General features: G+C 55.5%; 34 protein-coding genes and 4 pseudogenes. 31 read left to right on the top strand and 7 right to left on the bottom strand.

Annotated elements, in window-relative coordinates; translation table 11 throughout:
- Positions 1-15 precede the first annotated feature (15 nt).
- Positions 16-189: pseudogene (locus MKS11_RS12645) on the top strand (helix-turn-helix domain-containing protein); the annotation flags it as partial.
- A 138-nt stretch (positions 190-327) separates the two neighbouring features.
- Here the strand turns inward: MKS11_RS12645 and MKS11_RS12640 are convergent.
- Positions 328-1,023 (bottom strand): annotated as a pseudogene (locus MKS11_RS12640) (LysR family transcriptional regulator); the annotation flags it as partial.
- A 114-nt stretch (positions 1,024-1,137) separates the two neighbouring features.
- Entirely contained in the window at positions 1,138-1,620 is a 483-nt protein-coding gene (locus tag MKS11_RS12635) for a cold-shock protein (RefSeq protein WP_004203243.1), read from the bottom strand.
- Positions 1,621-1,811: 191 nt separating this feature from the next.
- On the opposite strand from MKS11_RS12635, the gene MKS11_RS12630 reads away from it, so the two are divergent.
- Positions 1,812-2,510, top strand: a complete 699-nt coding sequence (locus tag MKS11_RS12630) for an RluA family pseudouridine synthase (RefSeq protein ID WP_032456279.1) — start codon at positions 1,812-1,814, stop codon at positions 2,508-2,510.
- Between the two features lie 24 nt (positions 2,511-2,534).
- Here the strand turns inward: MKS11_RS12630 and MKS11_RS12625 are convergent, their stop codons facing one another.
- Both MKS11_RS12625 and MKS11_RS12620 read right to left on the bottom strand, forming a co-directional pair.
- Entirely contained in the window at positions 2,535-3,074 is a 540-nt protein-coding gene (locus MKS11_RS12625) for a DUF2058 domain-containing protein (protein ID WP_004203232.1), read from the bottom strand.
- 115 nt (positions 3,075-3,189) lie between these two features.
- Positions 3,190-3,519: a gamma-glutamylcyclotransferase family protein gene (locus MKS11_RS12620; RefSeq protein WP_284109560.1), complete on the bottom strand. Its 330-nt coding sequence runs from the start codon at positions 3,517-3,519 to the stop codon at positions 3,190-3,192.
- 402 nt (positions 3,520-3,921) lie between these two features.
- Between MKS11_RS12620 and MKS11_RS27600 the strand changes: the two are divergent.
- The 5 genes and pseudogenes from MKS11_RS27600 to MKS11_RS12600 form a co-directional block, all read left to right on the top strand.
- A pseudogene (locus MKS11_RS27600) lies at positions 3,922-4,038 on the top strand (type VI secretion system lipoprotein TssJ); the annotation flags it as partial.
- Between the two features lie 2 nt (positions 4,039-4,040).
- Positions 4,041-4,484 (top strand): type VI secretion system baseplate subunit TssE, encoded by a 444-nt coding sequence (gene tssE / locus MKS11_RS12615; protein ID WP_049092088.1) that lies wholly within the window; start codon positions 4,041-4,043, stop codon positions 4,482-4,484.
- A 20-nt stretch (positions 4,485-4,504) separates the two neighbouring features.
- Complete coding sequence (locus MKS11_RS12610; protein ID WP_087771268.1) at positions 4,505-5,920, top strand: VasL domain-containing protein; 1,416 nt, start codon at positions 4,505-4,507, stop codon at positions 5,918-5,920.
- A 131-nt stretch (positions 5,921-6,051) separates the two neighbouring features.
- Positions 6,052-6,966 (top strand): sugar ABC transporter substrate-binding protein, encoded by a 915-nt coding sequence (locus MKS11_RS12605; RefSeq protein WP_017899852.1) that lies wholly within the window; start codon positions 6,052-6,054, stop codon positions 6,964-6,966.
- 83 nt (positions 6,967-7,049) lie between these two features.
- Complete coding sequence (locus tag MKS11_RS12600; protein ID WP_004203225.1) at positions 7,050-7,379, top strand: DUF1869 domain-containing protein; 330 nt, start codon at positions 7,050-7,052, stop codon at positions 7,377-7,379.
- A gap of 86 nt (positions 7,380-7,465) precedes the next feature.
- On the opposite strand, the gene ychF is transcribed toward MKS11_RS12600, so the two are convergent.
- Both ychF and pth read right to left on the bottom strand, forming a co-directional pair.
- Positions 7,466-8,557, bottom strand: a complete 1,092-nt coding sequence (ychF, locus tag MKS11_RS12595; RefSeq protein WP_004203224.1) for a redox-regulated ATPase YchF — start codon at positions 8,555-8,557, stop codon at positions 7,466-7,468.
- A 117-nt stretch (positions 8,558-8,674) separates the two neighbouring features.
- Positions 8,675-9,259: an aminoacyl-tRNA hydrolase gene (pth, locus tag MKS11_RS12590; protein ID WP_004180389.1), complete on the bottom strand. Its 585-nt coding sequence runs from the start codon at positions 9,257-9,259 to the stop codon at positions 8,675-8,677.
- A gap of 272 nt (positions 9,260-9,531) precedes the next feature.
- On the opposite strand from pth, the gene ychH reads away from it, so the two are divergent.
- Positions 9,532-9,807 (top strand): stress-induced protein YchH, encoded by a 276-nt coding sequence (ychH, locus tag MKS11_RS12585; RefSeq protein WP_002910437.1) that lies wholly within the window; start codon positions 9,532-9,534, stop codon positions 9,805-9,807.
- A gap of 349 nt (positions 9,808-10,156) precedes the next feature.
- Here the strand turns inward: ychH and MKS11_RS12580 are convergent, their stop codons facing one another.
- A complete protein-coding gene (locus MKS11_RS12580) occupies positions 10,157-10,726 on the bottom strand; it encodes a hypothetical protein (protein WP_284109559.1) in 570 nt (189 codons plus the stop codon).
- Between the two features lie 163 nt (positions 10,727-10,889).
- Between MKS11_RS12580 and MKS11_RS12575 the strand changes: the two genes are divergently transcribed.
- From MKS11_RS12575 to MKS11_RS12465, 23 genes and pseudogenes are all read left to right on the top strand, one after another.
- Complete coding sequence (locus MKS11_RS12575; RefSeq protein WP_016807483.1) at positions 10,890-11,138, top strand: helix-turn-helix domain-containing protein; 249 nt, start codon at positions 10,890-10,892, stop codon at positions 11,136-11,138.
- 2 nt (positions 11,139-11,140) lie between these two features.
- Complete coding sequence (locus tag MKS11_RS12570; protein ID WP_284109558.1) at positions 11,141-13,234, top strand: Mu transposase C-terminal domain-containing protein; 2,094 nt, start codon at positions 11,141-11,143, stop codon at positions 13,232-13,234.
- A gap of 36 nt (positions 13,235-13,270) precedes the next feature.
- Positions 13,271-14,218, top strand: a complete 948-nt coding sequence (locus tag MKS11_RS12565) for an AAA family ATPase (protein WP_101977216.1) — start codon at positions 13,271-13,273, stop codon at positions 14,216-14,218.
- 4 nt (positions 14,219-14,222) lie between these two features.
- Positions 14,223-14,462 (top strand): hypothetical protein, encoded by a 240-nt coding sequence (locus tag MKS11_RS12560; RefSeq protein WP_004114539.1) that lies wholly within the window; start codon positions 14,223-14,225, stop codon positions 14,460-14,462.
- Between the two features lie 2 nt (positions 14,463-14,464).
- Positions 14,465-14,752: an HTH domain-containing protein gene (locus MKS11_RS12555; RefSeq protein WP_064169524.1), complete on the top strand. Its 288-nt coding sequence runs from the start codon at positions 14,465-14,467 to the stop codon at positions 14,750-14,752.
- Between the two features lie 15 nt (positions 14,753-14,767).
- On the top strand, positions 14,768-15,385 hold the full coding sequence (locus tag MKS11_RS12550) for a DUF3164 family protein (protein ID WP_087848278.1): 618 nt from the start codon (positions 14,768-14,770) through the stop codon (positions 15,383-15,385).
- Positions 15,386-15,465: 80 nt separating this feature from the next.
- Positions 15,466-15,960: a hypothetical protein gene (locus tag MKS11_RS12545; protein WP_196942190.1), complete on the top strand. Its 495-nt coding sequence runs from the start codon at positions 15,466-15,468 to the stop codon at positions 15,958-15,960.
- A complete protein-coding gene (locus MKS11_RS12540; protein WP_049083279.1) occupies positions 15,953-16,252 on the top strand; it encodes a hypothetical protein in 300 nt (99 codons plus the stop codon). The genes MKS11_RS12545 and MKS11_RS12540 overlap by 8 nt, the downstream gene beginning before the upstream one ends.
- 29 nt (positions 16,253-16,281) lie before the next feature.
- Positions 16,282-17,097, top strand: a complete 816-nt coding sequence (locus MKS11_RS12535) for a gp16 family protein (protein WP_227633959.1) — start codon at positions 16,282-16,284, stop codon at positions 17,095-17,097.
- Positions 17,094-17,489: a Mor transcription activator family protein gene (locus tag MKS11_RS12530; RefSeq protein WP_196942189.1), complete on the top strand. Its 396-nt coding sequence runs from the start codon at positions 17,094-17,096 to the stop codon at positions 17,487-17,489. The genes MKS11_RS12535 and MKS11_RS12530 overlap by 4 nt, the downstream gene beginning before the upstream one ends.
- Positions 17,490-17,492: 3 nt before the next feature.
- A complete protein-coding gene (locus MKS11_RS12525; RefSeq protein WP_284109557.1) occupies positions 17,493-18,005 on the top strand; it encodes a hypothetical protein in 513 nt (170 codons plus the stop codon).
- 94 nt (positions 18,006-18,099) lie between these two features.
- Positions 18,100-18,678 carry a glycoside hydrolase family 108 protein gene (locus MKS11_RS12520; RefSeq protein ID WP_196942187.1) on the top strand — a complete coding sequence of 193 codons (579 nt, stop codon included), beginning with the start codon at positions 18,100-18,102 and terminating at the stop codon, positions 18,676-18,678.
- 2 nt (positions 18,679-18,680) lie between these two features.
- Positions 18,681-18,899 carry a hypothetical protein gene (locus MKS11_RS12515; RefSeq protein WP_227633958.1) on the top strand — a complete coding sequence of 73 codons (219 nt, stop codon included), beginning with the start codon at positions 18,681-18,683 and terminating at the stop codon, positions 18,897-18,899.
- On the top strand, positions 18,892-19,299 hold the full coding sequence (locus MKS11_RS12510; protein ID WP_284109556.1) for a hypothetical protein: 408 nt from the start codon (positions 18,892-18,894) through the stop codon (positions 19,297-19,299). Before MKS11_RS12515 ends, MKS11_RS12510 begins: the two co-directional genes overlap by 8 nt.
- Positions 19,287-19,892 carry a hypothetical protein gene (locus tag MKS11_RS12505; protein ID WP_196942185.1) on the top strand — a complete coding sequence of 202 codons (606 nt, stop codon included), beginning with the start codon at positions 19,287-19,289 and terminating at the stop codon, positions 19,890-19,892. The genes MKS11_RS12510 and MKS11_RS12505 overlap by 13 nt, the downstream gene beginning before the upstream one ends.
- A gap of 110 nt (positions 19,893-20,002) precedes the next feature.
- Positions 20,003-20,119, top strand: a pseudogene (locus tag MKS11_RS12500) (TraR/DksA family transcriptional regulator); the annotation flags it as partial.
- Positions 20,100-20,402, top strand: a complete 303-nt coding sequence (locus MKS11_RS12495; RefSeq protein ID WP_019704469.1) for a DUF2730 domain-containing protein — start codon at positions 20,100-20,102, stop codon at positions 20,400-20,402. The pseudogene MKS11_RS12500 and the gene MKS11_RS12495, both read left to right, overlap by 20 nt.
- A 9-nt stretch (positions 20,403-20,411) precedes the next feature.
- Entirely contained in the window at positions 20,412-20,699 is a 288-nt protein-coding gene (locus tag MKS11_RS12490) for a hypothetical protein (protein ID WP_016807465.1), read from the top strand.
- Positions 20,700-20,987, top strand: coding sequence for a hypothetical protein (locus MKS11_RS12485; RefSeq protein WP_196942184.1), 288 nt, complete (start codon positions 20,700-20,702; stop codon positions 20,985-20,987). It begins immediately after the preceding gene.
- Positions 20,977-21,552, top strand: coding sequence for a DUF3486 family protein (locus MKS11_RS12480; RefSeq protein WP_196942183.1), 576 nt, complete (start codon positions 20,977-20,979; stop codon positions 21,550-21,552). Before MKS11_RS12485 ends, MKS11_RS12480 begins: the two co-directional genes overlap by 11 nt.
- A complete protein-coding gene (locus MKS11_RS12475) occupies positions 21,549-23,138 on the top strand; it encodes a terminase large subunit domain-containing protein (protein WP_196942182.1) in 1,590 nt (529 codons plus the stop codon). Before MKS11_RS12480 ends, MKS11_RS12475 begins: the two co-directional genes overlap by 4 nt.
- On the top strand, positions 23,138-24,709 hold the full coding sequence (locus MKS11_RS12470; RefSeq protein WP_064360373.1) for a DUF935 domain-containing protein: 1,572 nt from the start codon (positions 23,138-23,140) through the stop codon (positions 24,707-24,709). Before MKS11_RS12475 ends, MKS11_RS12470 begins: the two co-directional genes overlap by 1 nt.
- Positions 24,702-25,544, top strand: coding sequence for a phage minor head protein (locus tag MKS11_RS12465; RefSeq protein ID WP_284109555.1), 843 nt, complete (start codon positions 24,702-24,704; stop codon positions 25,542-25,544). Before MKS11_RS12470 ends, MKS11_RS12465 begins: the two co-directional genes overlap by 8 nt.
- The last annotated feature ends 62 nt before the right edge of the window (positions 25,545-25,606 follow it).

Here is a 25,606-nt window from a genome sequence, read left to right as displayed (position 1 = left end):
GCGGGATCTACTGATTTAGCTGCGGCGAGAGAGCAGGGGTGAATCGGCGGACGTCGGCGGGTAATGACACCGGAGGTTGTCGATCGGGCACATCGGATGCTGGAGAACGGCGCAACCCGGCAACAGATCGCAGATGTGATAGGGGTGAATGTGAAGACGCTATATAAGTACCTACCAGCCGCTGTGTAGTCATTGGGATGGGGCATGGATGGGGCATGGGAAGTCAGTGAAATACGCCAAATATTGCAAACAACGCATGTTGATCACTACATCCAGCCATTGAAAATGGCGCTCCTGGACGATATTTGTCGATTTTTAAAACTAACTCATCACCGTGGTGACGTGGCGGGTTTCGCAAATGCTTGGCCGCGCCGGCGTCAGATGCGCCAGCTCCCGGTCGAGCAGCGTCCGGTTGCCGGAGACCCGATCGAGGCCAATATAATCCTGTTCAAAATATGCCTGCCAGCTGAGGTGCGTCCTGCCTGCCAGCGGATGGTCATGCCGACAGGCGGCGACATAGCGGTCGTCGGCCAGCGGGGTGAATTCGATGCTGGCCGGCAGGTTTTTGGCAAAGCAGAGCCCAAAGTCAGCCTGTCCGCTGCTGACCGCCTCGATCACATTCCCGACGCTGCTGTCAATCAGCCGGATACGCACCTGGGGATAACGCGCCTGAAAGCTGCGGATGATGTCCGGCATAAAGTAGTAGGCGGCAGAGGGTACCGTCGCCACCGTCACCAGCCCGGTGCGCGCCTTGCTGACCTGGCTGATATCCGCCAGCACCGTCTCGACGTGGGCCAGCAGCTGCTCTGAACGTTCGGCAAAATTCTGTCCATACAGCGTAAGGGTCACGCGGCGGGTGGTGCGCTCGAACAGCCGGTTGCCCAAGGCGGTCTCCAGCTTTTCGATGCGCCGGCTGAGGGCCGACTGCGACAGGCAAATGGATTCTGCGGCCAGCCGAAAGCTGCCATACTCCATCAGGGCGCGAAAGGCATAGAGATCGTTGAAGTCAAAATTTACGGGCATGGCGGCGGCATCCTTATCGGCTGTCTAACGCCTCGCCCCGTCCGGTGAGGGGCGATGGCGACGAAAATCGGCTCGGCAGGTGACTGGGCGCGCGGCTGACCGCACGCCGGGTCGTCAAACCTTGAGCAGTTTTACCGTGGCATCGATATCGATTTCGTCTTCCGAGAAGATCAGGGTTGTCCCCTGAAAGGTGGTGATCGCCAGCTTTTTCACCGAGCGCATCTCTCCCGGCTGCACCGTGGATTTTGGCCGGATGCTGTTCATCAGCAGCCCGACCGACAGCACCGCGTTTTCTTTATCCACGCGGGTCTCGACCGGCTCTTCTTCCCGGTAAACCACATAGGACTTGATGGAGGTCAGCTTCAGCCGCTCGCCGGCGATATAGATATATTTGCTCTCCGGAATGACCTTGACCGCGTAGGCCGACAGCCCTTTATTGTTGGTGGTTGGTTCGAAAGTCACCGCCGCGTCTTTCTTGATGAGATCGGGATTGGCGACCTTAATCACATGAAAATACCGGTTTTCGCCGTTTTCATCTTTGATAAATCCAAAACCTTTATCTTTAAACCACGTTGTGATTGTTCCGTTCATCGCCATTACCGTTCTTACTCGTTGGTTAACTCAAATTTTGCAGCGCGCAGTGTAAAGCACATTGCCTGCGCAGACCATGCCTTTACGATAAGTGTGGGTGATAAATGACACCGCCGCGAGGGCGGATCGTGCGCCAGCATCGTACCGGCGGACAAAATGGGGTACTATCGCCAGCCACTCCTTCTTCGGGCCGCCTGATGTCCACCATTATCGATACCTTTGTCGCGCCGCCGTGCCGCGACCAGATCACCCTCTTGTATCAGGATGAACACCTGCTGCTGATCAATAAACCGGCCGGGCTGCTGAGCCTGTCAGGCAAAGATCCGCGCAACCTCGACTCTGTCCATCATCGACTGGTCCAGCGCTTTCCGGGCTGTACCCTTGTACACCGCCTTGACTTCGGCACTTCCGGTCTGATGGTGGTCGCCCGCAACAAGGGAATTAACGCTGCGCTGTGCCAACAGTTCAGCCAGCGCACGGTGGGTAAGGTCTATACGGCGCTGCTGTGCGGCCATCTGCCGGAAGATGAGGGGGTCGTGGAGGCGGCGATCGCCAAAGACCCGGCCCGTTTCCCGCGCATGTCGATCAGTGTCCGGCACGGCAAACCGGCGCGTTCGCGCTACCGGGTCATTGACCGCCTGTACCAGACGCGGGAAGGGGAGAGGGCGCTGGCGCTGACGAGGGTGGCGCTTACCCCGGAGACCGGGCGCACCCATCAGCTGCGGATCCACTGTCAGCTGCTGGGCTATCCGATCCTTGGCTGCGATCTCTATGGCGGCCGGGAATTGCCGGGCACGGAACAGGCTCCGCGGCTGATGCTGCACGCCAGCGAGCTGCGCTTTGTCCATCCCGTCAGCCGCGAGCCGATGCATATCCAGCAGGCAAGCTCGTTCTGATCGCCTGCCGCCGGAAGCCCGCGATCACCACATCAGGTCGTCGGGCACCTTAAAGTCGGCGTACGGATCGTCTTCATCCTGTTCATCCTGACTCAGGGCGCTGTGCAACACGATGCTGCTGGCATCGCGCTGGGCAATTTTCTCTGCCACGACCGCCGGAATAATCGCATACTCCCCTTCAGGTTTGTTATCCACCGCCAGGCGGGCAATCGCCAGACGGCCGTTAATCAGCTGGGTTTGGGTGGTCTTGTCGACCATGATTTTTTTGATCAGATTATTATCGGTAAAGTTAAAGCCGATATCGCCCCGGGCGACCGTAATGCGGTTCATCTCAATCAGCTGCTTGACCTGGGCTTTATACTCTTTCGCCAGCATCGCCTGCTTTTGCTGCTCGCTGAGCAGTTTATCGCGCTCCAGCTGGGCTTTTTTATTCTCTTCCACCGCTTCCCGGGCCTCACGGGCCTGCACGCGGGATTTTTTCGCCGTTCTCTGGACTTTGGCCATTTTTTTGCTGCTGACCAGGCCGGCTTTGAGCATCTGCTCTTGTAAGGTAAGTTTTGTCATTTGCGTATCTGAAGCTTAGGAAACATCTGGCCAGTATACCTGCATTGGCGGAAACGACGCCAGACCCGCGGACGTGCTGGGCCGCTGTGGCCAGTAGCGCGATACTGGCGGGGGATTACTCCCGGGGCTGGAGCTGATAAATCCAGGCGCTGACCTGCTGTCCATCGTCGGTGGTCACCTCAACCGACACCCGATCGTACCCCTCCTCAAACTCGTCCAGCATGGGCCAGTGCGCCGCCAGCCGGTCGGACAGGAACAGATAGCAGTTGACCCGCGGGCCGTTGGCGTCGAGGACGATCCCCGGAAAATCAGCGGCAGCGCCCCAGCCGCGCGCGTAAAAGGTGCCAGTGACGTAGCCCGGACGCCACTCGCCCCCGATCGTCTCCAGAATATGCGCATTGCTGCGACCGGGACAGAGCGTCCCATAGACAAATAACGGTTTCATTGTTCCTCTCGCGATCGTGACTTCATCCGCCCACAGCGGAAACCCAAAATACGGGGTAATGTAGCGCCTGGCAATGGCCGGGTGGGGGCCAGGCATCTCTCTGCTACCGGGGGGACTCAGGCCTCGGCGCTAGCGAGGATATATCGACTAAAGTGAAATTTTTATTATTAATAATATTTAAGATGAATATAAATAAGTCTGATAGAGGGATTAATTCACTAATTAACCTTTAACGGCAAATTAAAAGAGGAGAATGCAATGCCTGTCGTTTTCGTCGCCGTCACCTGGGTGATGAAAGATAGCGAGCCTTGAATTCAGATATTATTTACCCCCTGGCAGCACCTGGCGCTAATTTTTCCCTTTATGATAAGCATCCATTAAAAAATAACTTGAAGCTTTCATCTGACGCACAACCGCTGGCGGCTGCTACTGACCCCGAAGGATCTTATCCCGGCGAGGCGGAGCATTATCGAAGCCAGTCAACCTCAACTGACGCTGCACCCGCTTAAGGAGAAGTGAAAATGCCTCGTCCCTCCCTGTATGACATCCTGTACGGCAATTTCGCCGGCGGGCTGGACCTGAACAACGTCAGCGAAACGGATCAGGTCATCCTGTCGGTGCTCGATAACATGCAGCGTATCCTCAACTGTCGGGCCGGAGCGCTGGCGCATCTGCCGGACTACGGCCTGCCGGATATGACCGCTATCCTCCAGGGCATGCCGGCGTCGGCGCATCAGCTGATGAGCACGCTGTCGGCGGTGTTGCTGAAATACGAACCGCGCCTGCAGCGGATCGCGGTGGTGATGCTCGACCAGGATGCGCCCGGCGAACTGCGCTATGCCATTGATGCTGAGCTGAAAGATATCGGCCTGGTGCGGTACGGCACAGAGTTTATGCCTGAAGGCCGGGTGTTAATCCGCCACCTCAAACGCCAGCAGTACCTTGACCCCCGCTCCGCCCTCTAATCCTCGCGCTGAAAGACATCATGATGACAACACATAAAGACCACCGCTATCAAACCGGTGGCGACCCGCGCACGCTGGCCGATTTTATTGCCCTGCGTGCGGAAATGAACAAACTCAGCCACCCGGCGCGGCCGGACATTAACTGGCCGTATGCCGAGCAGCTTGCCCGCTCGCTGCTGGAGCATCATGGCGCGGATCTGCAGACTGTCGCCTGGTATACGCTGGCCCGCGCCCGGCTGGGCGGGCTGGCAGGGATCAACGAGGGGCTGACGCTGATGGAAACGCTGCTGGTTCATCAGGGGAAAAACTTGTGGCCGCAGGCGCTCCCGGTCCGCACAGAGATCTTCCGCACCCTGAGCAAGCGGCTGCGGCAGGTGATCCGTACCCTGAATCTCACCCCGGAGGATGTTGAGTCGCTTGAGCAGGCTGAACGTTCGCTGCAAAGCTTCGACGCGGTGCTCCAGCGCCTTGAGATCGCTCCTGAAAACCAGCTGAGCGACCTGCGGGCGCTGCTGCACAGCACGGCAACTCGCTTCGAGAGCCTCGACCCTGCGCCAGCGCTTCCCGCTGCGCCGCCGGTGGTGGTGTCTGCAGTACAACTTTCCGGCCCTCTGGTCAGCGAAGAGGATATGGCGAAGGTTGAACCAGTGCCAGAACTAAAACGTAGACCAAAGGCTGAGCCGCTGGCGCCGCCTTCGCCGGCAAATCGGCCCGTGCCGGTGAAGGCATCGACTCCGGTACCTGCGCCGCGCTGGAAGCCATTTATCGCCGGGATGGTCACCATGCTGGCGGTGTCGGGCATCGCCATCGGCGGATGGCTAGCGCTGCGTCAGACCGATTTGCCGTCGACTGCGATGACGCAACAGGCCGGGCCGCTAGCGGACCTCCCGGGGGCAACCCCCCTGGCGCCGGTCGATCTGCGCCAGGCGCAGCGCCAGCTTGACGTTCTCGCCCGCCTGGACCCGGACTGGGCGATAAGCTACGGCGACCGGCTGGTCCGGCTGGCACTGAACCGCTGGCCGGAACAGGCAAAACCGCTGGCGCAGCAGTGGCAACGGCAGCTAAGCGCTGCGGCACTGCCCGCGGAACACCTCACCGGCTGGGCGGAGGGCATGCGGCAGCTGCAACGGCTCGCCGGTCAGCTCAATGCCCTCGACGAGCAGAAGGGGAAGCACCTGACGGTGAGCGAACTGAAAACGGCGGTGTTTGCCATCATGCAGTCGCTTAACCGCGCCGTTCCGCTGGAAGAGCAATTGCGCGAGCTGACCGCGCTCCCCGTGGGTCAACCCTGGTCTGCCGCCCGCGGCAGCCTCGCCGAACTGCATCTGCAACAGCTGATCGTGGAGTATGCCCTGCTGAAGCGAAATCAGCCGGCCTCGCCGCCCGCTGCGCTCCCCGAAACCGGTGAGGCCTTGATGAGTGAGGCGGTAAAATAAAATGTGCGCATGGCAACATTTTCTTTACATCATGATTGCAAGAACCGAACGCCCTTCGTAGTCTGAAAATGATTTAAATATACCGTTTGTGTTTATATTGAAAATTTTATTTCAAACTCTGAGGGCATGCTATGAAGCACTGTAAAATCATCCTGTTAGTAGGCCTTCTGGCCAGTTCCGCTTCGGCATTAGCGGAGAAGATCGGCGTCTCGATGGCTTACTTCGATCAAAACTTTCTCACCATTATCCGTCAGTCCATTGAGAAAGAAGCTCAAGCCCGTCACGTCGATGTGCAGTTCGAAGACGCCCGCGGCGACACCGGACGCCAGGCCGATCAGGTGCAGAGCTTCATCGCCTCCGGCGTGGACGCCATCATCGTGGACCCCGTGGACTCCGCCAGCACCCCGCAGCTGACGAAGATGGCGCAGCAGGCCAGAATGCCGCTGGTGTATGTGAACCGGACGCCGGGGGATAAAACGTTACCGCCTGGCGTGGTGTTTGTCGGATCGGACGAGCGGGAGTCCGGTACATTACAGATGGAAGCGCTGGCGAAGCTGGCAAACTACAAAGGCAACGTCGCCATCATGATCGGCAATCTCACCGATGCCGGCGCGCTGCAGCGCACCAAAGACGTAGAGCAGGTGGTGGCCAAATACCCGGCGATGAAAGTGGTGCAGAAACAGCCGGCCAACTATTCCCGCAGCGAGGGAATGGATCTGATGCAGAACTGGGCAGGTAACGGGGAAGAGATTGATATTGTGGCGGCGAACAACGATGAGATGGCGATTGGCGCGGCGATGGCGCTGGAGAAGAGCCAGAAGAAGTTGCTGATCGGCGGGATCGACGCCACGCCGGATGGGCTAAAAGCGTTGGCCAGCGATAAGATCCAGGTAACAGTCTTCCAGGATGCCGTTGGTCAGGGCAAAACGGCCTTAGCGGTGGCGCTGAAGCTGATTAAAGGAGAAAAAGTCGAGTCCCATGTCTGGATCCCGTTTGAGTTAGTGACCAAAGAAAATATGCAGACCTATGTGGAAAAGAGTCATTAACGGCAAGGCGGAAGTGTTCGAACTTTGCTGATAAAACCGGGCTGAGAATGTGTCGCCCGGGCAATGAAACCGGAGGATAAGACATGGCAATGGCAAAAAGCGGTTATACGCTGCAGGTGATAAAGGCAGGGCAGCAGGGGCATGTTGAAATGAGGTGGGGGCATCTCGCGGAAGTCGATACGCGCGCGGCGGCGGCGACCATCGCGCAGCATATCGGGCGACCCTCGTCTGCGGCGGATCCGCAGGAGATTAGCCTGTCGCTGACCAATGCTGCCAGCGGCATCTCGGTGGAGCTTCATCACCCGGCCTCAGGGGAAAGCGCCACCCCGGCTTTTATTGAGGACGAGTTAAAAAAGATTGTGCAGATCGTTGATGGCTACGAAGCGGCAGAAGAGACCCATATCGTGGAGTAGCGCGCCGCCTGGCGCACGAAAAAAAATCCACGCCGGAGCGTGGATTTTTTATTACTCGATGGCGGCAGAAATGCCAGCCAGCGGGATCAGACGTTGAACAGGAAGTTCATCACATCGCCATCTTTGACGATGTAGTCTTTACCTTCAGCGCGCATTTTACCGGCTTCTTTCGCGCCCTGTTCGCCTTTGTAGGCGATAAAGTCTTCATAAGCGATGGTCTGCGCGCGGATAAAGCCTTTCTCGAAGTCGGTGTGGATCTTACCGGCTGCCTGCGGCGCAGTCGCCCCTACCGGGATGGTCCATGCGCGCACTTCTTTCACCCCAGCGGTGAAGTAGGTCTGCAGGTTCAGCAGGGCGTAACCAGCGCGGATCACGCGGTTCAGACCCGGCTCTTCGAGGCCCAGCTCAGCCATAAACTCGTCACGTTCTTCATCGTCCAGCTCGGCGATGTCCGCTTCAACCGCGGCGCACACCGGCACCACCACAGACCCTTCCTGCTCGGCGATGGCGCGAACCTGATCGAGGTACGGGTTGTTCTCGAAACCGTCTTCATTGACGTTCGCGATGTACATGGTCGGCTTCAGGGTCAGGAAGCTCAGATAGCGGATGGCGTCTTTCTCTTCTTTGGTCAGATCCAGCGCGCGCAGCATACCGGCGTTTTCCAGCTGCGGCAGGCATTTCTCCAGCGCGGCCAGCTCAACTTTCGCGTCTTTATCGCCGCCTTTGGCTTTTTTGGAGACGCGGTGAATCGCACGTTCGCAGGTATCAAGGTCAGACAGCGCCAGTTCGGTGTTGATAACGTCGATATCTTCCGCCGGGTTCACTTTCCCCGCGACGTGAATGATATTGTCGTTTTCGAAGCAGCGAACCACGTGACCAATAGCTTCGGTTTCGCGGATGTTGGTCAGAAACTGGTTGCCGAGACCTTCGCCTTTGGACGCGCCTTTAACCAGGCCCGCGATATCAACGAACTCCATGGTGGTCGGCAGGATACGCTGCGGTTTGACGATTTCAGCCAGCTTGTCCAGACGCGGATCGGGCATCGGTACGACACCGGTGTTCGGCTCAATGGTACAGAAGGGGAAGTTGGCCGCTTCAATACCCGCTTTGGTGAGCGCATTGAACAGGGTGGATTTGCCGACGTTGGGCAAACCGACGATACCGCATTTGAATCCCATGATTTAAATCACCTTAATCTTTGGATAATCAATCTGTTACAAGGAACAGATTGCAGAAAATTGAATAGCTTTGCCTATTATACACGGTGCGCGGCAAAAATGCCGCACGACAACGGCTTATTGCGCCTTAAAGGCGTGTAAACGGTTGGTCGCTTTGGTGAGACCATCCTTTAACCAGATTTCCGTACAGCGCGCCGCTTCGTCGACGGCATCATCAATCAGTTTCTGCTCGCTGGCCGGCGGTTTGCCGAGCACAAAGCCGACAACCTTGTTTTTATCGCCCGGATGGCCGATCCCGACGCGTAAGCGGTGAAAGTTCGGGTTATTGCCGAGCTTGCTGATGATGTCCTTCAGGCCGTTGTGGCCGCCATGGCCGCCGCCAAGCTTAAATTTCGCCACGCCCGGCGGCAAATCCAGCTCATCATGGGCAACCAGAATTTCGTCCGGGTTGATGCGATAAAAGGTTGCCATCGCGGCCACGGCTTTACCGCTAAGGTTCATAAAGGTGGTGGGCACCAGCAGGCGAACATCCTCGCCCGCCAGGTTGATGCGCGAGGTGTAGCCGAAGAATTTGCTCTCTTCGCGCAGCGGCGCGCGATGGCGATCCGCCAGTAAATCCACATACCAGGCGCCAGCGTTGTGCCGGGTGGCGGCATATTCCGCACCGGGGTTGGCCAGGCCGACAATCAGTTTAATGGTCACGTTTTCTATCCTGCATGGGGCATTCTCTGCCGCGTAGTGTACTGTCTGCGGGCGCGCTTGACAAAATTCTGGCTATAAGACAATACCGGCATTGATGATTTACTCACTAAATCATTAGAATTTGATATGGTTCATAGACTTATTTGTAAATTTTTGTCTATTCGCTGTTCACTAATGTGATCGTGGGCGCACTCCACAGAAGAGACCTTGTCTATACTACACCTATAAGATTTGGGGACATTCCCTGGCAACCCAAAGTCCGGAGGTGACACATGAAACGCAAAAACGCTTCGTTACTCGGTAACGTACTCATGGGGTTAGGGTTGGTGGTGATGGTTGTGGGGGTGGGTTACTCCATTCTGAACCAGCTTCCGCAGCTTAACCTGCCACAATTCTTTGCGCATGGCGCTATCTTAAGCATCTTCGTCGGTGCTGTGCTCTGGCTGGCCGGAGCCCGTATTGGCGGCCACGAGCAGGTCAGCGACCGCTACTGGTGGGTGCGCCACTACGATAAACGCTGCCGTCGTAACCAGCATCGTCACAGCTAACCGCAACCGCATTTTCCGCATCGGCCTTCCGCGGCCGATGCGTTTTTCTCTGACTCTCGTTATCGCTTCTTCTTTTTCCCGCCATATAACGACCCCCTGTTATGAAGGAAATCATTTGATATTACCGGGAAGAGAAGGAAATAAACGGGAATCCGCGGGATTACTGGCTTCGCCCTGTTTAGGCATTTGATACCAGTCAAAGAGAAAGTGAGCCGAACGGCAAAACTTTTGATACTTCTACAAACGCGCCTTTAAAAGGCAAAGCATTACGTTCAAAATCAATTCTAACATACTTCGAAAATCAAGGCCGGTAAACGTCGGTGTAGGTTTGGGAAACACCATTCATTGATTAACCGGCCTTCTTACCTGAGTTTGCAAGGCCTGTTTCTGCTACAACTTCACTAGCCTCAAATGCCTCTTTTTTCATACCACTATCAAGCCACACTAGAAGCCGCTTTTTCTCCACATCATTGCATTGCAGTAGCTTAATATTGCGATCATCACGCAGCCGTAACACCGTATCAACACCTTTTCGGACAACAATTTCAAACAGTGATTGTTTTTCCTCGTCTGACAAAATCGAGAACAGTGTCGCGAGTCTGGCGTCTGGATCACTTAGCCCTGAATGTGTGTGTTCTTTATCGTGTTCTTTCTTTGTGTTCACCGGTGGTTCCCCGATTCCCTTAACCAACCAATCAAGCGATACACCTTCATGATTTGCAATAACTTCCAGCAGTTGCTTCCTGGGGGTGGGAGCAATATCACGCCTCTTATAATAGTTCTGTAAGGTATTGATGTTTATACCCCAAGCCTTTGCGGCCTCGTTTCTAGATGGATAACGCTCTACCAGAGAAAAGATTCGCTCAATGATCGGTTCTTTTACATTATCGCCAAAAGAACATTTACGTTCTTTATCCATAGCAAGTTCCTTTGTGTGTAATTTACTGAAAAATAACAAAATATAAAGCAGTAAAAAGATAAACAAAAAGAACGTTGACTTGTGTTCATTGCGTTCTTATGATTTATCCATACGGATACCCGCGCAGTTATCCGCGCGGATAACTTTTTAGGATAGAGGAATCATGAGCCGAAATGAAGATCTGAATGCTGACTGGCATCCCGAGACCATAAAAGCCGAAATCCACAAACGTGGTTTGTCCCTCCGGACGCTCTCCCTTCAGGCTGGTTACAGCAAGGATTCCCTGAAGAGTGTGTTGCGTACTCCCTGTAAGCCTTATCAGCAGATCGTCGCTGATGCTCTGGGTGTTTCCCCCGAAATAATCTGGCCAAGTCGTTACAGAACCAGTAGCTACGTCAATAAGGCGGTCTGAGTATGTTCTATGTTGCTAAGGAATTAGTTGGCATACCAGGCCTGCCAAAAACAGCAAAAGGTATCAGAGAGGCGCTTTGCCGGTTCTCCGCTGGCTCAGAAGAGCTTGTTCGTAAACGCACTGGAAGCAAAGCCTTTGAATATCACATTGACTGCCTTCCCGAGGCAGCTCAGAAAGCGCTACGTGCTCGCCAGATCAAAGAACTGATGAACGGTTCACCTAAAGAACTGCCTGTCGCTCCTGATACCGCACCGGCTACACCACGTACCAAAGGTGCCGATGAAAGCAAAATAGCGGTGTACCGCAAGTGTCCGGCCCTGATGGAACAGAAGCTGAACGGTCTGACAGCGGCACAGCGCAAGACTGCCGATGCGCGTATGGCTCTGGTCGTTGAAGTGCTGCGCCTCGGAGAACTGCCGGGATACAGCCGGGCAAAAGCTATCCGCGAGATTGTGCGTCAGGCTCAGAGTGGCGAACTGCCTGAGCGACTGGCCGCTGCCGTCTCTCTGGCTAACGCCAAAAAAGGCGCGTCACGGTCGCTGAGTGAAATATCACTCAAGCGCTGGGTGGCTGATTTCAATAAAACCCGCTCTGCCGCTGAACGTCTTCTTTTGCTTGCTCCGGGTAAACGTCAGGTCGTTAAGCCTGAAGAAATCAGATGGTTGCCCGAGTTCCTGAGTTTTTATCGTCGCCCTGATGGTCGCGGTATTCAGGAAGCCTACGATGATTTTGCAGCTGAATGGGCTGAGCGTTACCAGGATGATTCGATGATGGCCGCAGCCATCCCTTCTTACGATCAGGTGTGCTATGCCATGAATAAATTACCCGTTGTTGTTAAGCAGAAAGGCCGCATCACTGGTAGCGAGTTCCGTCAGTATGAGGGCTTTGTCCGCCGTGACTGGGAGTCATTACCGGTTAATTACGTCTGGATTGGTGACGGCCACGGCATGAAGATGAAGGTCGCCCATCCTGACCACGGAAACCCTTTCTCCCCTGAGGTGACATTTATCCTGGATGGTAGCTGCCGCTATATTGTCGGCTGGAGTCTGGCGCTGTCTGAAAGTGTGATAGCTGTTGCCGACGCTCTGCGCCACGGCATTAAAAACCACGGAAAACCGTTCCTGTACTATTCCGATAACGGTGGCGGCGAGACCAATAATACCTTCGATGCTGAGCTGACAGGTATTCTTCCCCGCCTCGGTATTGATCACCGTCTGGGTATCCCGGAAAACCCGCAGGGTCGCGGTATCATCGAACGCCTTAACCGTTCGCTGGCCATGCGTATTTCACGCCAGTTCGCCACCTATTACGGCACCGGCGCAGACCGCAGCACCGTTCGTCGCATGACAAAAGCGCTGCAGTCCGCAACGAATGCAGCGAACAAAGGGAAAGAGCTGACTGCAAAACAACAGCAGACCCTGCGCGATCTGCCCTCATGGGAATCTCTCATTGAACACATCGAGGCCGGTGTCGAGTGGTACAACAACCGCCCGCACGAGTCTCTTCCACTTCGCGGTGATGGTGAGCACTTCACCCCGGCACAGTTCCGCCGCTACAAGCTGGAAAAAGAAGCGACAGAAATTGAGTGGCTGTCGGAGCTGGAACTGCGCGAAATGTTCATGCCGCAGATAGAGCGTACCGTCAACCGCTGTGAGGTCCGTTTATTCAATAACCTGTATTACTCCGCTGAGCTGAATAACGAGCACGGTAATAAAGTGCTGGTTAATTACGATATTCACGACGCAACAAAGGTCGTTATTCGGCGTCTGGATGGTTCCTTTATTTGTGAGGCTGTCTGGGATGGTAATAAACAGCAGGCATTCCCGGTCACTGCTGAATATCACCAACGTCAGCAACGCATCAAAGGGATGCGCCAGCGAGGCGAGGAGAAAGTCCGGCTGGCCGAGGCCGAGAACGTCCATACCCTGCCAGCTCCGGCAGAGCAGGAATGGCTGCACGGCAACGTCTATCGCCCCGTTCGTGGTGCTGCACCTGCAGCGCTGGCGGAAATGGAGGAAGAAGAATACAGCGAGGATGAGTATCTGAATAACTCGCTGGATATGCTGGAATCAAATAAGCGTAAAACCGCGATTTAAAACCATTTAAATACCCTTCAAATAATGGAGTGAATTATGTCTGAGGTGAATATTTCCGATATTCGCGAGGTTCTGCGCAACCTTGTCGATGGTACCCGTTTTACTTTTGCTCAGGTTGCCCGTGAAACCGGACTGTCTTCAAGTGTCGTCAGTGGCTTCATGAACAACAAATACGCCGGTGATAACGACCGCGTCGAGAAAGCCCTGCAGCGCTGGGTTGATAAACAGTATTCTGCCGCCGAACTGCCGGAGCCGCCGCGCTTTATTGAGACCCCAACCGTTAAACAAATCTGGACAGCCTTCCGCTATGCGCACCTGACGGAGTGCATCGGGGTGGTCTGCGGTAACCCCGGCGTCGGCAAGTCAGAAGCCGCCCGCGAATATCGTCGCAGTAACGACAACGTCTGGATGATAACGATCACCCCCTCATGTGCCAGCGTGCTGGAATGCCTGACCGAGCTGGCCTATGAGCTGGGGATGAATGATGCGCCGCGCCGCAAAGGTCCGCTGGCCCGCGCACTGCGTCGCCGTCTTGATGGCACTCAGGGCCTTGTCATCATTGACGAAGCAGACCATCTGGGCGCTGAAACGCTCGAAGAGCTGCGCCTACTGCAGGAAGCCACCCGCGTCGGGCTGGTGCTGATGGGGAACCACCGCGTTTACAGCAACATGACCGGCGGCAATCGTACCGTTGAGTTCGCCCGTCTGTTCTCCCGTATCGCCAAGCGTGTCGCTATTAACAAAACTAAAAAGGCCGATGTGGCCGCGATTGCCGACGCCTGGCATATCACCGGTGAAAAAGAGCGCGATTTGCTCCAGCAGATCGCACAGAAGCCCGGCGCACTGCGTATCCTCAGCCACTCCCTGCGGCTGGCGGCGATGACGGCTCACGGCGCGGGTGAAGCTGTCAGCGAAAGCTACATTCGCAAAGCACTGCGTGATCTGGATCTGGATGTTGATGTTTCAACGTTACTGAGGGGTTAACACCATGATTACTGAACGTATTGCTGAACATGTTGGTATGGCCACCGCTGCGCAGGCATGGCTGCAGGCGCGCGGTAGTCGTGTTACGGAGATGCGGGTGTGGATGCGCCGTCCGTGTCTGGAGATCACCTGTCCGCCGACTGAACTGGTGAACAGGGCTAATCATCTGATTGAACGCTGCCCCACCGGGACCCGTTCCGTGTGGATGGCCACCCTTGAAGGCTGTCATGTTATCTGGAGGTAAGTATGGAAAAGCGCCGTATGTGGACTAAGCAGGAAATTCAGTTCGTTCGTGAAAATGCTGGAAAGCTGACGTCACAGCAGATTGCCGACAGGCTTAACCGCACCCGTCAGGCTATCCAGTCTCAGGCTAACCGCTGGGGCCTGTCGGTTATTGTGCAACCAGCAGACGAGCATGATGCTTATCTTTGTCGCGAGCTTTATAAAGAGGGTCTGACCATTCCGGTTATTGCCGAAAAGATGGAATTAAGTCGTCGGGTTGTTTCGAATATTGTTTTTTCAGAATGCTATTAATTCAGTGAGGCTTTGATGAATAATTCAAATACCATCCCGGAAGGTTACCGGATTAACGCGCAGGGGCATTTAGTTCCTGAATCACAGATTAAACCACTGGATAAACTGCGTGATGAAATGGTGCTCGGCATCGTTGAAGCCGCTCGCCTGCAGCGTCAGTCGCTGGTCGAGTTCAAGCTCGGCTCTATGGCGAAAATCGGTGACTTTATCGACCTTTCAGCCGCGGAGTACGGTGTTGAATATGGCGGTGCTAAAGGTAACGTCACGCTGGTCAGCTTTGATGGCCGTTATAAGCTGGTTCGTGCCGTTGGCGAGCATCGCATCTTTGATGAGCGTATTCAGGCAGCAAAAAAACTGATTGACGACTGTATCCATGAATGGTCTGCCGGGGCTAACGAGAAGATTATGGCAATGGTCGATCATGCCTTCCGTGTCAACAAACAGGGACGGATTGATATCAATCAGGTTCTCGGGCTCCGCTCACTGAATATTGACGATGCCAAATGGAATGAAGCGATGGACGCTGTAGCCGATGCTATTCAGGTCACGGGAACCAGTCAGTATCTGCGTTTATATGAGCGTCAGGACGATGGCACTTATAAACAGATATCGCTGGATTTAGCCAAACTCTGAATATTCGTTAATTAACTTTGTTTAATTTCCGGCGTCAGCGCCGTGGGGTTGCTCACGCCGAAATCCAGTAAGGGCATATTATGAATCCGAAAACAAAAGGTATTTTTGAGGCTGCGTTTGCTAAGTGGGGCTTCGATTCTCAGGTGCTGGTACTGGCGGAGGAAGCCAGCGAATTATCCGCTTCCTGCGTCCGTTTTATTAATCACAAGACTGGCAGCGACAAAGTGGCAGAAGAAGCGGCGGACGTCGAGATCATGATTGAGCAACTGCGTCATAACGGGATGGGCCCCATGATAGACAATGAAAAAAATCGCAAAATGAACCGGCTGGCGCAGATTGTTGGCGGGGAATCTCAGCCAGTCAGCCCCTTTGGTCCCTCCGTTCTGGGTCTGCTGGAGGAGGCCAGCGAGCTGATGGGGCTGGCTGAGACCCTCTACCGCGACACCAAAACCAGTAACCGCTATGCCGCCGCCCGCGCCCGTATGGCCGTCAGTCTGCTGATGCAGGCGGCTCAGAAGATGATCCGCGAACAACAGTATGCCGAACGTATGCAGGCGGAGGTGAAAAATGTCTGAAGCAAATAAGTATCCAGTTATCTCTCTGGAAGATGCATATATTGATAACGGGCTCCTGGTCCGTATAAGAGAAATTGTCGAGATGGCGATAGAAAACAAAATCTCGGTAAAGGAAATGCTGAATATTATTCAGCGTGAAGTGGATTTAATTGACGACCAGGTATCACTACATAACAGAAAAGCCCGCGATAAGATCGTACGTCGCGAGCTTGGTCTTAATGACTCCGTCATCCTTACAGGCAGGGAGTATGCTGCTGTTTTCAGTTTATGGAAGAAAAGCCCGGAGGATTAGTCCTTCAGCGTGGCTTTAAGGTTATCCAGATGCCAGTCGATATCGATTGTGTGATGTTCGCGGATCTCGTCGGCTCTGGGTGCCTGGTTGCGGGCCAGTTGCAGGATATCGATGACTTCGTCCCGGCTGAGAATACCTTTTTTGTTCAGAGCAATAAGTATATTCCCCGCCATAGTGAAGGCTGCGATATCAAATGGAACTTCTTTGTTATTGGCTGGCATTTTCATTTCCTTACTAATTTAAACAACGGTGGCGGTGTTGCAGCACCGCCATTCTTCGGAGGTACGAGCATGAGCCGCACATCCATGATTAAGGTAATCCATATCGCGAGGCGTGATCTACACCTTGACGATGACACTTACCGCGCCCTGCTGGGGACGGCAGTTCCTGGCAAAACCAGTTGCAGCGATATGACGGTCAACGAGCTGCAGAATGTTATTCAGGCGCTGGAGGCTAAGGGGTTCAAAAGCAAACCTCAGCGCCGTTCTAAGCGCCGCATGTCTGCCCCGTCTGACGTGAGCCTGAAAATCCGCGCAATATGGAAAACGATGTTTAACGAGGGTTTTATCCGGGATGGTAGTGATATTGCGCTCGACCGTTTTGTCCAGCGCCAGACTCGCATCCGTAATGGCGGTGCTGGCGTATCCAGCCTTGAGTGGTTACGAGCCGACGCCGAGGACAACCTGCTAGAGAGCCTGAAGCAATGGCATATCCGGGGGATGAAAGAGGCTATGTTGGCGCACCGTGTCCGGCTCCCTGAAAACCCGGTCACCGGCGAAGAAAGCCGGGACTATGACACAATCTGCAGCGCTTATGCTGACGCAGCCAGAAGGTGGATAAAATGAGTGACGATCTCTTTGGTGATGTGCAGGACGACAGTATTCTGGACCATATCGATGATGAGATGGAGAGTTCCCGCTTTCCATCGTTGTTGGCTGAACTGAACGCGTTATTGCGTAAGGAGCTTGAGCGGTTTGGATATGATCCGCGTCATTCTATTGAGCTGGTCGCAGCCATCAGCAGTAAAATCGGCGGAATGCAGGTTTATTTCCCTCGCGGGCAGGTGCTGGAGCAACTTGTCCGGGATATGCGTATCTGGCGTGATTTTCAGGGTAATAATATCCCTGAACTGGTTGAGCGCTACCAGGTGACCTACAAAACGGTGTATAAAGCTATCAAGCGAATGCGACGGCTTGAGCAGCGAAAGTATCAACTGGACTTATTTGGCAAGGACTGACATATGAAATTCTCAAACATCTTAATTCTTGCAGTTATTTTGGGTGGTGGATACACATACTTTTTTTCGAAAGATAAAAACCCCACTGTAAATGAAAAACTCATTAGCCAATTTGATAAACATGATGTTATCAACAGTAGCGAGTGGGGGAAAGGCAACGTTATTGATGGAGTTCAGATCTATACTGTCCGCAAAGATTACGCAGTATTCCAGAGTATCTGGAGCTTAGGGAGGGGTGAGGCTGGCGTAATGGTTTTAACTGAAGGAAAGGAGCCAAAAATTGAGGCGGCCTTCGCTTTAAGTCAGTGCAATCAACTGGCCAGCGCGGTAATAGACACTAAAGCTGCAGCTACTTCTGATGCCGTATTTTCTGTTTTTCAAAAAGCGCTAAGCGCTGAAAAAGATGATAAAGGAGTATTACGTGCTACTGGCGAAGTTGGTGGGAAATCATATGATGTATCTGCTCGCGTTATCGACTCGGTGTTAACATTTAGCTGTGGAATAAAAACAACATAATTAAATTCATTAAATGAAGCCGGTAAATCCGGCTTTTTTTATGTCTGCAGCAAACTGGGATTTGTCAGATTGACTCAATCCCATAGGTGCAGGCATGACAACAACATTCTCCCCCGTGTTTTTACACGCACTCTCTTTCATTCGCGCCCGCGAAGGTGGTTATGTTAATGACCCCACCGACAAAGGCGGCGAAACCAAATACGGCATTTCTGATAAACGCGATGGTCTTGCTGATGGCAAAGCCGATGTAGATGGCGACGGCAAACCCGATACCCGAATTAAGGACCTGACCGAAGAACAGGCCGGGCAGATTTATTTCCGCGATTACTGGTATCCGGCTTATTGCTCTGACTGGCCGGACGGCATCTCGCTCTTTGTCTTTGATTCCTCCGTTCAGCATGGCGCTAAAAAAGCGATCCAGCTTCTGCAGGATGCGGTCGGCGTCACCGCTGATGGCATCGTCGGTCCAAAAACCCGCACCGCAGTAGCGTCTGCAGATGCCGAATGGCTCCTGACCCGCTGCTTCCTGCGTCGCTCCCGCTATTACGCCGACATCATCAAATCCAATGCCTCTCAGGGCAAGTACCTCAATGGCTGGTTTAACCGTCTGGATTTACTGGCGAATGTCTGTCAGGAGGTTATTGGCGGTCAGGTCTCGGTTCCCCGGAGCTGAGCATGGGTAAAGGCTGGGACTCATCGTTACTTGCGGGGCGGCGCGACCGCCTCCGTCAGGAGGTGCTTCACCGGGTTGCGGGCGGTCCTCCCCCCATACCTCAGGACTACACAGGCTGCGACGGGACTCATGCCAGTTATTACCGCAAAGGCTGGGACTCCGTCGATACAAGAGACATCGTCTGGCAGTGCCAGCGATATAAGGAAAAACATAATGTTTAAATCGTTGAATACCGACTGGCTGAAGCTGACATTGCTCCGTGTATTTCAGTCCGGCTGGACGGTGGTCGTTCTGGTGGGATTGTCTCTGCTGTTCTGCAGCTTCACTGGCCGTCAGGCGTTTATTGTGTGGAGGCTGACCTTCGCCGGTGTGCTGCTAATCGGTGCAAGCGTCTGGCTTGGTAATCTCCCGTATCGTCTGCTGCAGCCGGGTAATTCTGCCCGCCGGTGGTCAGGCGTACTGTCCTGGATCGTCTGGGGTGCAGGTTTCCTGTTACTGGCCGTAGCACCCGCGCATGCAAAAGACCCGTGGACCCTGCTGTTTAACCCGCTGGCGGGACTGACCGCTTTACTTCTCTGGTTGTGGGTTTCACATAAGGAGCCGCTCAAATGGACCCGATAACCCTTTCCACAGTGGCCTCCGTTCTGCTCAAGGCCGGGCCTTCTCTGGTTCGCACCGTAGGTGGCTGGTTCGGTAGCGATACCGCGAAAGCTGCCGACTCTGTGGCCAGCATTGTCGAGACCGTCAACGGTGCGATTAATCCCGCCGACCAGCAGCGTGTTCTGGAGCAGAAGCTGGCGCAGCTACCACCCGAGCAGCTTGTCCAGCTGGAGGGCCTCAAGGTACAGCTGCAGCAGTTCCAGCTGGAGCGGGACAAGGCGCAGATGGCCGATCAGCAGGCTGCGCACCACGAACAGCAGGAAACCATCCGTAACGGCGATAACGCCACGGATGAATATGTCCGCCAGACCCGCCCGATGATGGCCCGCTTATCCCTCTACAGCAGTATTGCTTACGTGATGATCATGTCGCTGGGCCAGCAGGCTGGCGCAGTAGCCGGTGCCTTTGGTCACGCGTTTTCCATGCCCGAACCGGACTGGGATATCGCGCTGATGCTGGCGACCCCGGCGCTGGGTTATCTGGGTTTCAGGACGCTGGACGGTTTCGCCCGCTACAGCAAATCCAGCAAACACAAGGTCATGGTGGGTAAATGACCAAAGCATTTGATCGCGCCAGCGACCTTGAAATGGAAGAACGGGAACGGCTCTTAAACCAGCATTTAAAGCGCGTTAAAGAGCTGCCGGATGAGTAGGGGTTCTGTAACGACTGCGGCGCAGCGATTCCGGCGAAGCGACTCCGGGCGCTGCCGTACGCAGTGACCTGCTTCACCTGTCAGACCATCAGAGAACATAAGGAGAAGCATGGGCTGGGAAATCATTAAGGGTAACTGGGCGATCATCTGGGCGCTGTTTATGTCCGCCGTGAACGTTATCCAGCTCCTGCTGGCCAAAACCTACGTCAAACGCGAGGAACTGGAGCTGATGCGTACCCGACTGCAGGGCATTGAAAACACTATCGCGGGGCTACCCAGCCAGAAAGACCTTCACCAGTTGCAGCTGGAAATGAGCAACCTGCGGGGCGATTTGCGCGAACTGGGCCCGGCGATTCGCCAGGTGAAACACGTCAGCGATCTGCTTCTGGAAAATGAGCTGAAGGAAAAATAAGAGGTGACTATGCGTGACATTCTCGACCAGGACCAGCGCCTGGTTATTCTGCGATCTCTTGTCGAATGCGGCGACAGTGCCAACGAGTCGATTCTGCAGACCTGCCTGCAGACTTATGGCCATCGCGTTTCCCGCGATACCGTGCGCACGCATCTGGCGTGGCTGCGTGAGCAGGGGCTGGTCAGCCTGACGGATGTTTCCGGCTGTTATGTGGCGGAAATCACCGGCCGGGGTGATGACGTCGCCAGCGGTCTGGCCACGGTTCCGGGGGTGAAAAAGCCCCGAGCAAGGGGATAAATGATGGCTAAAACTAAACCTTATACCGAAGCACAGCGGCGTATTTTTTATCAACTGGCCGCAGTGATGGTTTGCTCAGAGATTGAGTCTCAGGTTATCGCGCCGTGCAGCGAGAAAGAGACCGGAAAACCTTATGACCGCAGCTCCCCTGATAGCTTTACCAACACGTTTCTGAACAAGAATCCTGAGTTTAAACGGGCATTCGAAACGCTGGGCCGGGCCATTGCCAGAGAGCGGAAAAACCAGCTGCAGCTGGCAAAGGCATCAAGGAGCAAACATGGCAGTTGAAAAACCGACCCGTGGTCGCCCCTCTAAAATCGACCTGCTGCCGGATGGCGTTCGCGACCAGTTGCACCAGATGCTGCGCGAGAAACGGCACACCCAGGAAGAGATTCGCGAGGCCATCAACGAACTCATCGACGGCCACAACCTGCCGGAGGATATGAAGCTCAGCCGCACGGGCCTGAACCGCTACGCCAGCCGTATGGAAGAGTTCGGAGCCAAAATTCGCGCCTCCCGCGAAATGGCCGAAATCTGGGCCGCAAAGCTGGGTTCTGCGCCGACGTCTGACGTCGGCAAATTGTTGATGGAGTTTGTGAAAACGCTGGCGTTTGAAACGTCCATGACAATGGCCGAAAGCGGAGAAACAGTCGAGCCCAAGGCCCTCGGCCAGCTCGCGCTGGTTGCTCAGCGTCTGGAAGCCGCCGCGATGGCCAGCCACAAACGCGAGAAAGAGATCCGCCAGGCCTTCGCCGAAGAAGCCGCCGCGCAGGCGGAGACAATCACCAAAAGTGCCGGGCTGTCTGCGGAAACCGCCGCTGATATCCGTCGCCAGATTCTGGGGATCGTATGATGGCCGGACCATTGTCATCGCAGGAACAGTTACGCAATCAGTCCGCCAGCGCCATTCTGGCGGGCGAGTTCGACGCGGATCAGGTGCTGCTGCCGTATCAGCGCCGGTGGATTGCGGACACGTCCCAGCTCAAGATTGCCGAGAAATCCCGTCGTACCGGCCTGACGTGGGCGGAAGCCGCCGAGGCGGCTCTCAGCGGGTCAATGTCACCGGAAGCCGGGGGAACCGACACCTTCTATGTCGGCACCACCAAAGACATGGCGCGTGAGTTTATCGACGCCTGCGCCATGTGGGCGAAGGCGTACAATCTCGCGGCCTCAGCGATTGGCGAGGAAGCGCTGGAGGATGACGACAAGGACATACTGGTTTACGTCATCAACTTTGCCAGCGGCTTCAAAATCAAGGCGCTGTCGTCCAACCCCTCAAACCTGCGCGGTATGCAGGGTAACGTCATCATCGATGAAGCAGCATTCCAGAAAGACCTCGCTGCCGTACTGAAAGCGGCGCTGGCGCTGACCATGTGGGGCTCTAAGGTCCGCTTGATCTCCACCCATAACGGCATTGAAAACCTGTTCAATACCATCATCACCGACAGCCGTGCGGGCAAAAAACGGTACTCCGTTCACCGTATTGATATTGCGCTGGCCATCAGCGAGGGGTTGTATCGTCGTATCTGCCAGGTGACGAAAAAGCCGTGGTCACCCGATGCCGAAGCGGAGTGGCTGGCGAATCTGCTGAGCGATACCGCCACTGAAGAAGACGCCCGCGAGGAATACTACTGCGAGCCGAAGAACGGCGGCGGCACCTATCTGGCCCGCTCCATCCGCGAGCGTGCCGCGCGGGGCTCCGGTCCCGTTCTGCGTTTCACCGGCACGGCAGAATTCAATGCCATGCCGGAAATCATCCGCGCACTGGATATGCAGGAGTGGCTGGATAAGGTGGTGCTGCCTGTGCTGAACACGCTGCCGCAGAACCTCCGCCACTGTCTCGGCGAGGACTTCGCGCGGTCGGGTCACCTGACGGTCTTTGCGCCGATGACCGTCAACGACGACACCACGCGTACCGTACCGTTCCTTGTCGAGTTGGCCAACGTTCCCTACAAGCAGCAGGAGCAGGCGCTGTTCTTTATCTGCGACAGGCTACCGCGCCGCGACGGTATCAAACTCGATGGCCGTGGGAACGGTAACTACCTGGCCGAACAGGCGGCGGAGAAGTACGGCGCAGAGGTGGAGGTGGTCATGCCTTCCGTCGCCCACTACCGCGAGAACATGCCGCGCTTCAAGGCTGCGTTCGAAGACGATGAGCTGGTCCTGCCGAAGCATGAAGATGTCATCAGCGACCTCGGGCAGATTGTCGTTCAGCGCGGGGTGCCTGGAATTGATGACCGGGAGAATACCGGCAGCGATGGCCACAAGCGTCACGGCGACAGCGCGTATGCGATCTTCCTTGCCTTTCTCGCCAGCAAAGAAGACTGCCAGCGCTACGAACTGCACCGGCTTAACAAACCCCAACAGCAGCGCAACAGCGACAGTCGCCGCCAGTTGCGCATCACACGTGGCCTTAAAAATCAGCGAGGACTGCTTTGATGCTGAAGAAACTCTCCGGTGCGATCCGACGCCTGCTTAACCCGGCAACCGATGAAACCGTCTCCGTTAATGAAACCGATATGACCCAGCCCGAAGCGCGGGCCAGACGCGCCAGCGTCAGGTCGCCCTCTGCGGGCATCAGCGTGGCGAGCACCTTATCCCCGGCGAGATTAGCCGGGGTCCTGCGCAATGTGACCGAGGGAAACGCACGGGACTACTTCATCCTTGCGGAAGAGATGGAAGAGCGTGACCTACACTACGCAAGCGTACTGCGTACCCGCAAGCTGACCGTGGCCGGTATCCCTCCTGCAGTAGAGGCGGCCAGCGACGATGAGCATGACGTATTGCTGGCTGATGCTGTTCGCGATCTTGTTGAGCAGCCGCAAATCCCGGAGCTGTTATTTGATCTGCTCGATGGCCTCGGTAAAGGTGTTGGGGTCTGCGAAATTCTGTGGAGTACCCGTGATGGTTGGATGCCGCGTGATTATGAGTGGGTTGACCCGCGGTTCCTGAAACCCGACAGCGACACACTGCGCGAGTTCCGTTTGTTGACTGACGAACAGCCGGTGGACGGTATTCCCCTGACGCCGGGAAAATATGTGCTGCATTATCCCCGGCTGAAGTCTGGTTTGCCCCTGCGAAATGGTCTGGCCCGTCTGGTGGCGGTGATGTATATGCTCAAGTCCTTCACCGTGCGTGACTGGTGGGCGTTTGCCGAGAAGTTTGGTATTCCCATCGTCGTTGGTAAGTACGGTAATAATGCCTCCGATGAGCAGATTAGGACCCTCATCGATGCGATCGCCTCCATTGCATCTGATGCAGGCTGCGCCATCCCCCAAAGTATGCAACTGGAAATGCAGGAAACTGCCAGCCGTAACGGAGGCGGCGCACTCTTCAAAGAGATGGCCGAGTGGTGCGACGCCCAGACCAGCAAGGCGGTGCTTGGTCAGACTATGACTACCGATGACGGTAGCTCGCGGTCTCAGGCCGACGTGCATGACCGGGTGCGCATGGATATCGCCCGCTGGGATGCCCGCCAGTTGGAAAACACCCTCAATGAGTTTCTGGTACGCCCGTTTATCCAGTTCAACTATGGGCCGCAGGAAAAGTACCCGCGTGTGAAGCTGGCCATCAGCGAGCCGGAGGACCTCAAAGCCTTTGTCGATGCGCTTATCCCCCTGGTCGATCGTGGTCTGCGGGTGCAGGAATCGGAGGTGCGGGACAGGTTCGGTCTGGCCGAACCGGAGAACGGCGCGGCGGTGCTCTCACCCTCTAACAGCTTCTCTGCCTTCAGTGCCGCACCGGCGTTAAACCGTGAGCAACTGGCGCTTAACCGTTCGCAGGACGATGAGATTGACGTGATGGCCAGCGAGGCGCTGAAGGACTGGGAGCAGACCGGCGATGCGTTCACCAGTCCGGTGCTGCAGCTGGCGAAAGACGCAGGCAGTTTCGAAGAATTTCTGGCACGTCTGCCGGACCTACAGAAGACGCTGGAGCCAGCCGCGTTCGTCGAGCAACTGGCGATGCTGAGCTTTAAGGCGCGGACGCTGGGAGATGCGAACGATGGCTAAGGCCCCCGATATTATCCCCAAAGAGGCGCTGGCCTGGCTGAAGTCGAAAAAGCTGGCGCCGGGCTTCGATTACCGTGATGTGTGGCGGCAGGAGCACAGCATCGGTTTCACCGTGGCGAAGATGACGCAGCTCGACCTGCTCTCTGACGTCAAAGCATTGGTCGAAGACGCAATGGCCAGCGGCCAGTCGTTCTCCGAGTTCCGTGAGGTGCTGAAGCCCCTGCTGGTGAAGCGTGGATGGTGGGGTCAGCAGCTGATGGATGACCCGCTGACAGGTGAGACGAAGCCGGTACAGCTCGGCAGCGATCGTCGTCTGCGCACTATCTACGATACCAACATGCGCACTGCCCGCAGCGCCGGTCAGTGGGACCGCATCCAGCGCACTAAGCGCGCGATGCCCTATCTGCTCTATACGCTGGGCCCGTCACGCGAGCACCGCGCCGAGCACCTGAAATGGGCGAACCTTTGCCTGCCGGTGGATGACCCGTTCTGGCTGACCCATTTCTGCCCCAACGGCTGGGGCTGTAAATGCGGGGTTCGCCAGGTCAGCAAATACGAGTACGATCAGCTACAGAAAAATGGCGTCCCGCGCAACGTGCAGCAGCTCGACGACAGCGGCCAGCCTACCGGTCACGTTGTCCGACAGACTGTACCGGTCCGCACCGAAGCGCCGCCCGTCAAACGGGTGAAGTGGGTTAACAAGCGTACCGGTGAAGAAGATATGGTGCCGGAGGGGATTGATCCGGGCTGGGACTACAATCCGGGTACGCGCCGTCAGGCCGAACTGGAGCGCCAGTTGGCTGCTAAGCAAAGCGCCTTCGACAGTGATAACTAACCTAGGCAGTAATCCGCCTCAAACGCGCTCAGAGACTTTACCGGCATTTGTGGTACGATGAT

This window comes from Klebsiella sp. K5-45, assembly GCF_030128605.1.
Lineage (GTDB): Bacteria > Pseudomonadota > Gammaproteobacteria > Enterobacterales > Enterobacteriaceae > Klebsiella > Klebsiella quasipneumoniae.
The sequence above is the reverse complement of the archived record's forward strand: the minus strand, read 5'-3'. Positions and strand labels throughout refer to the sequence as shown.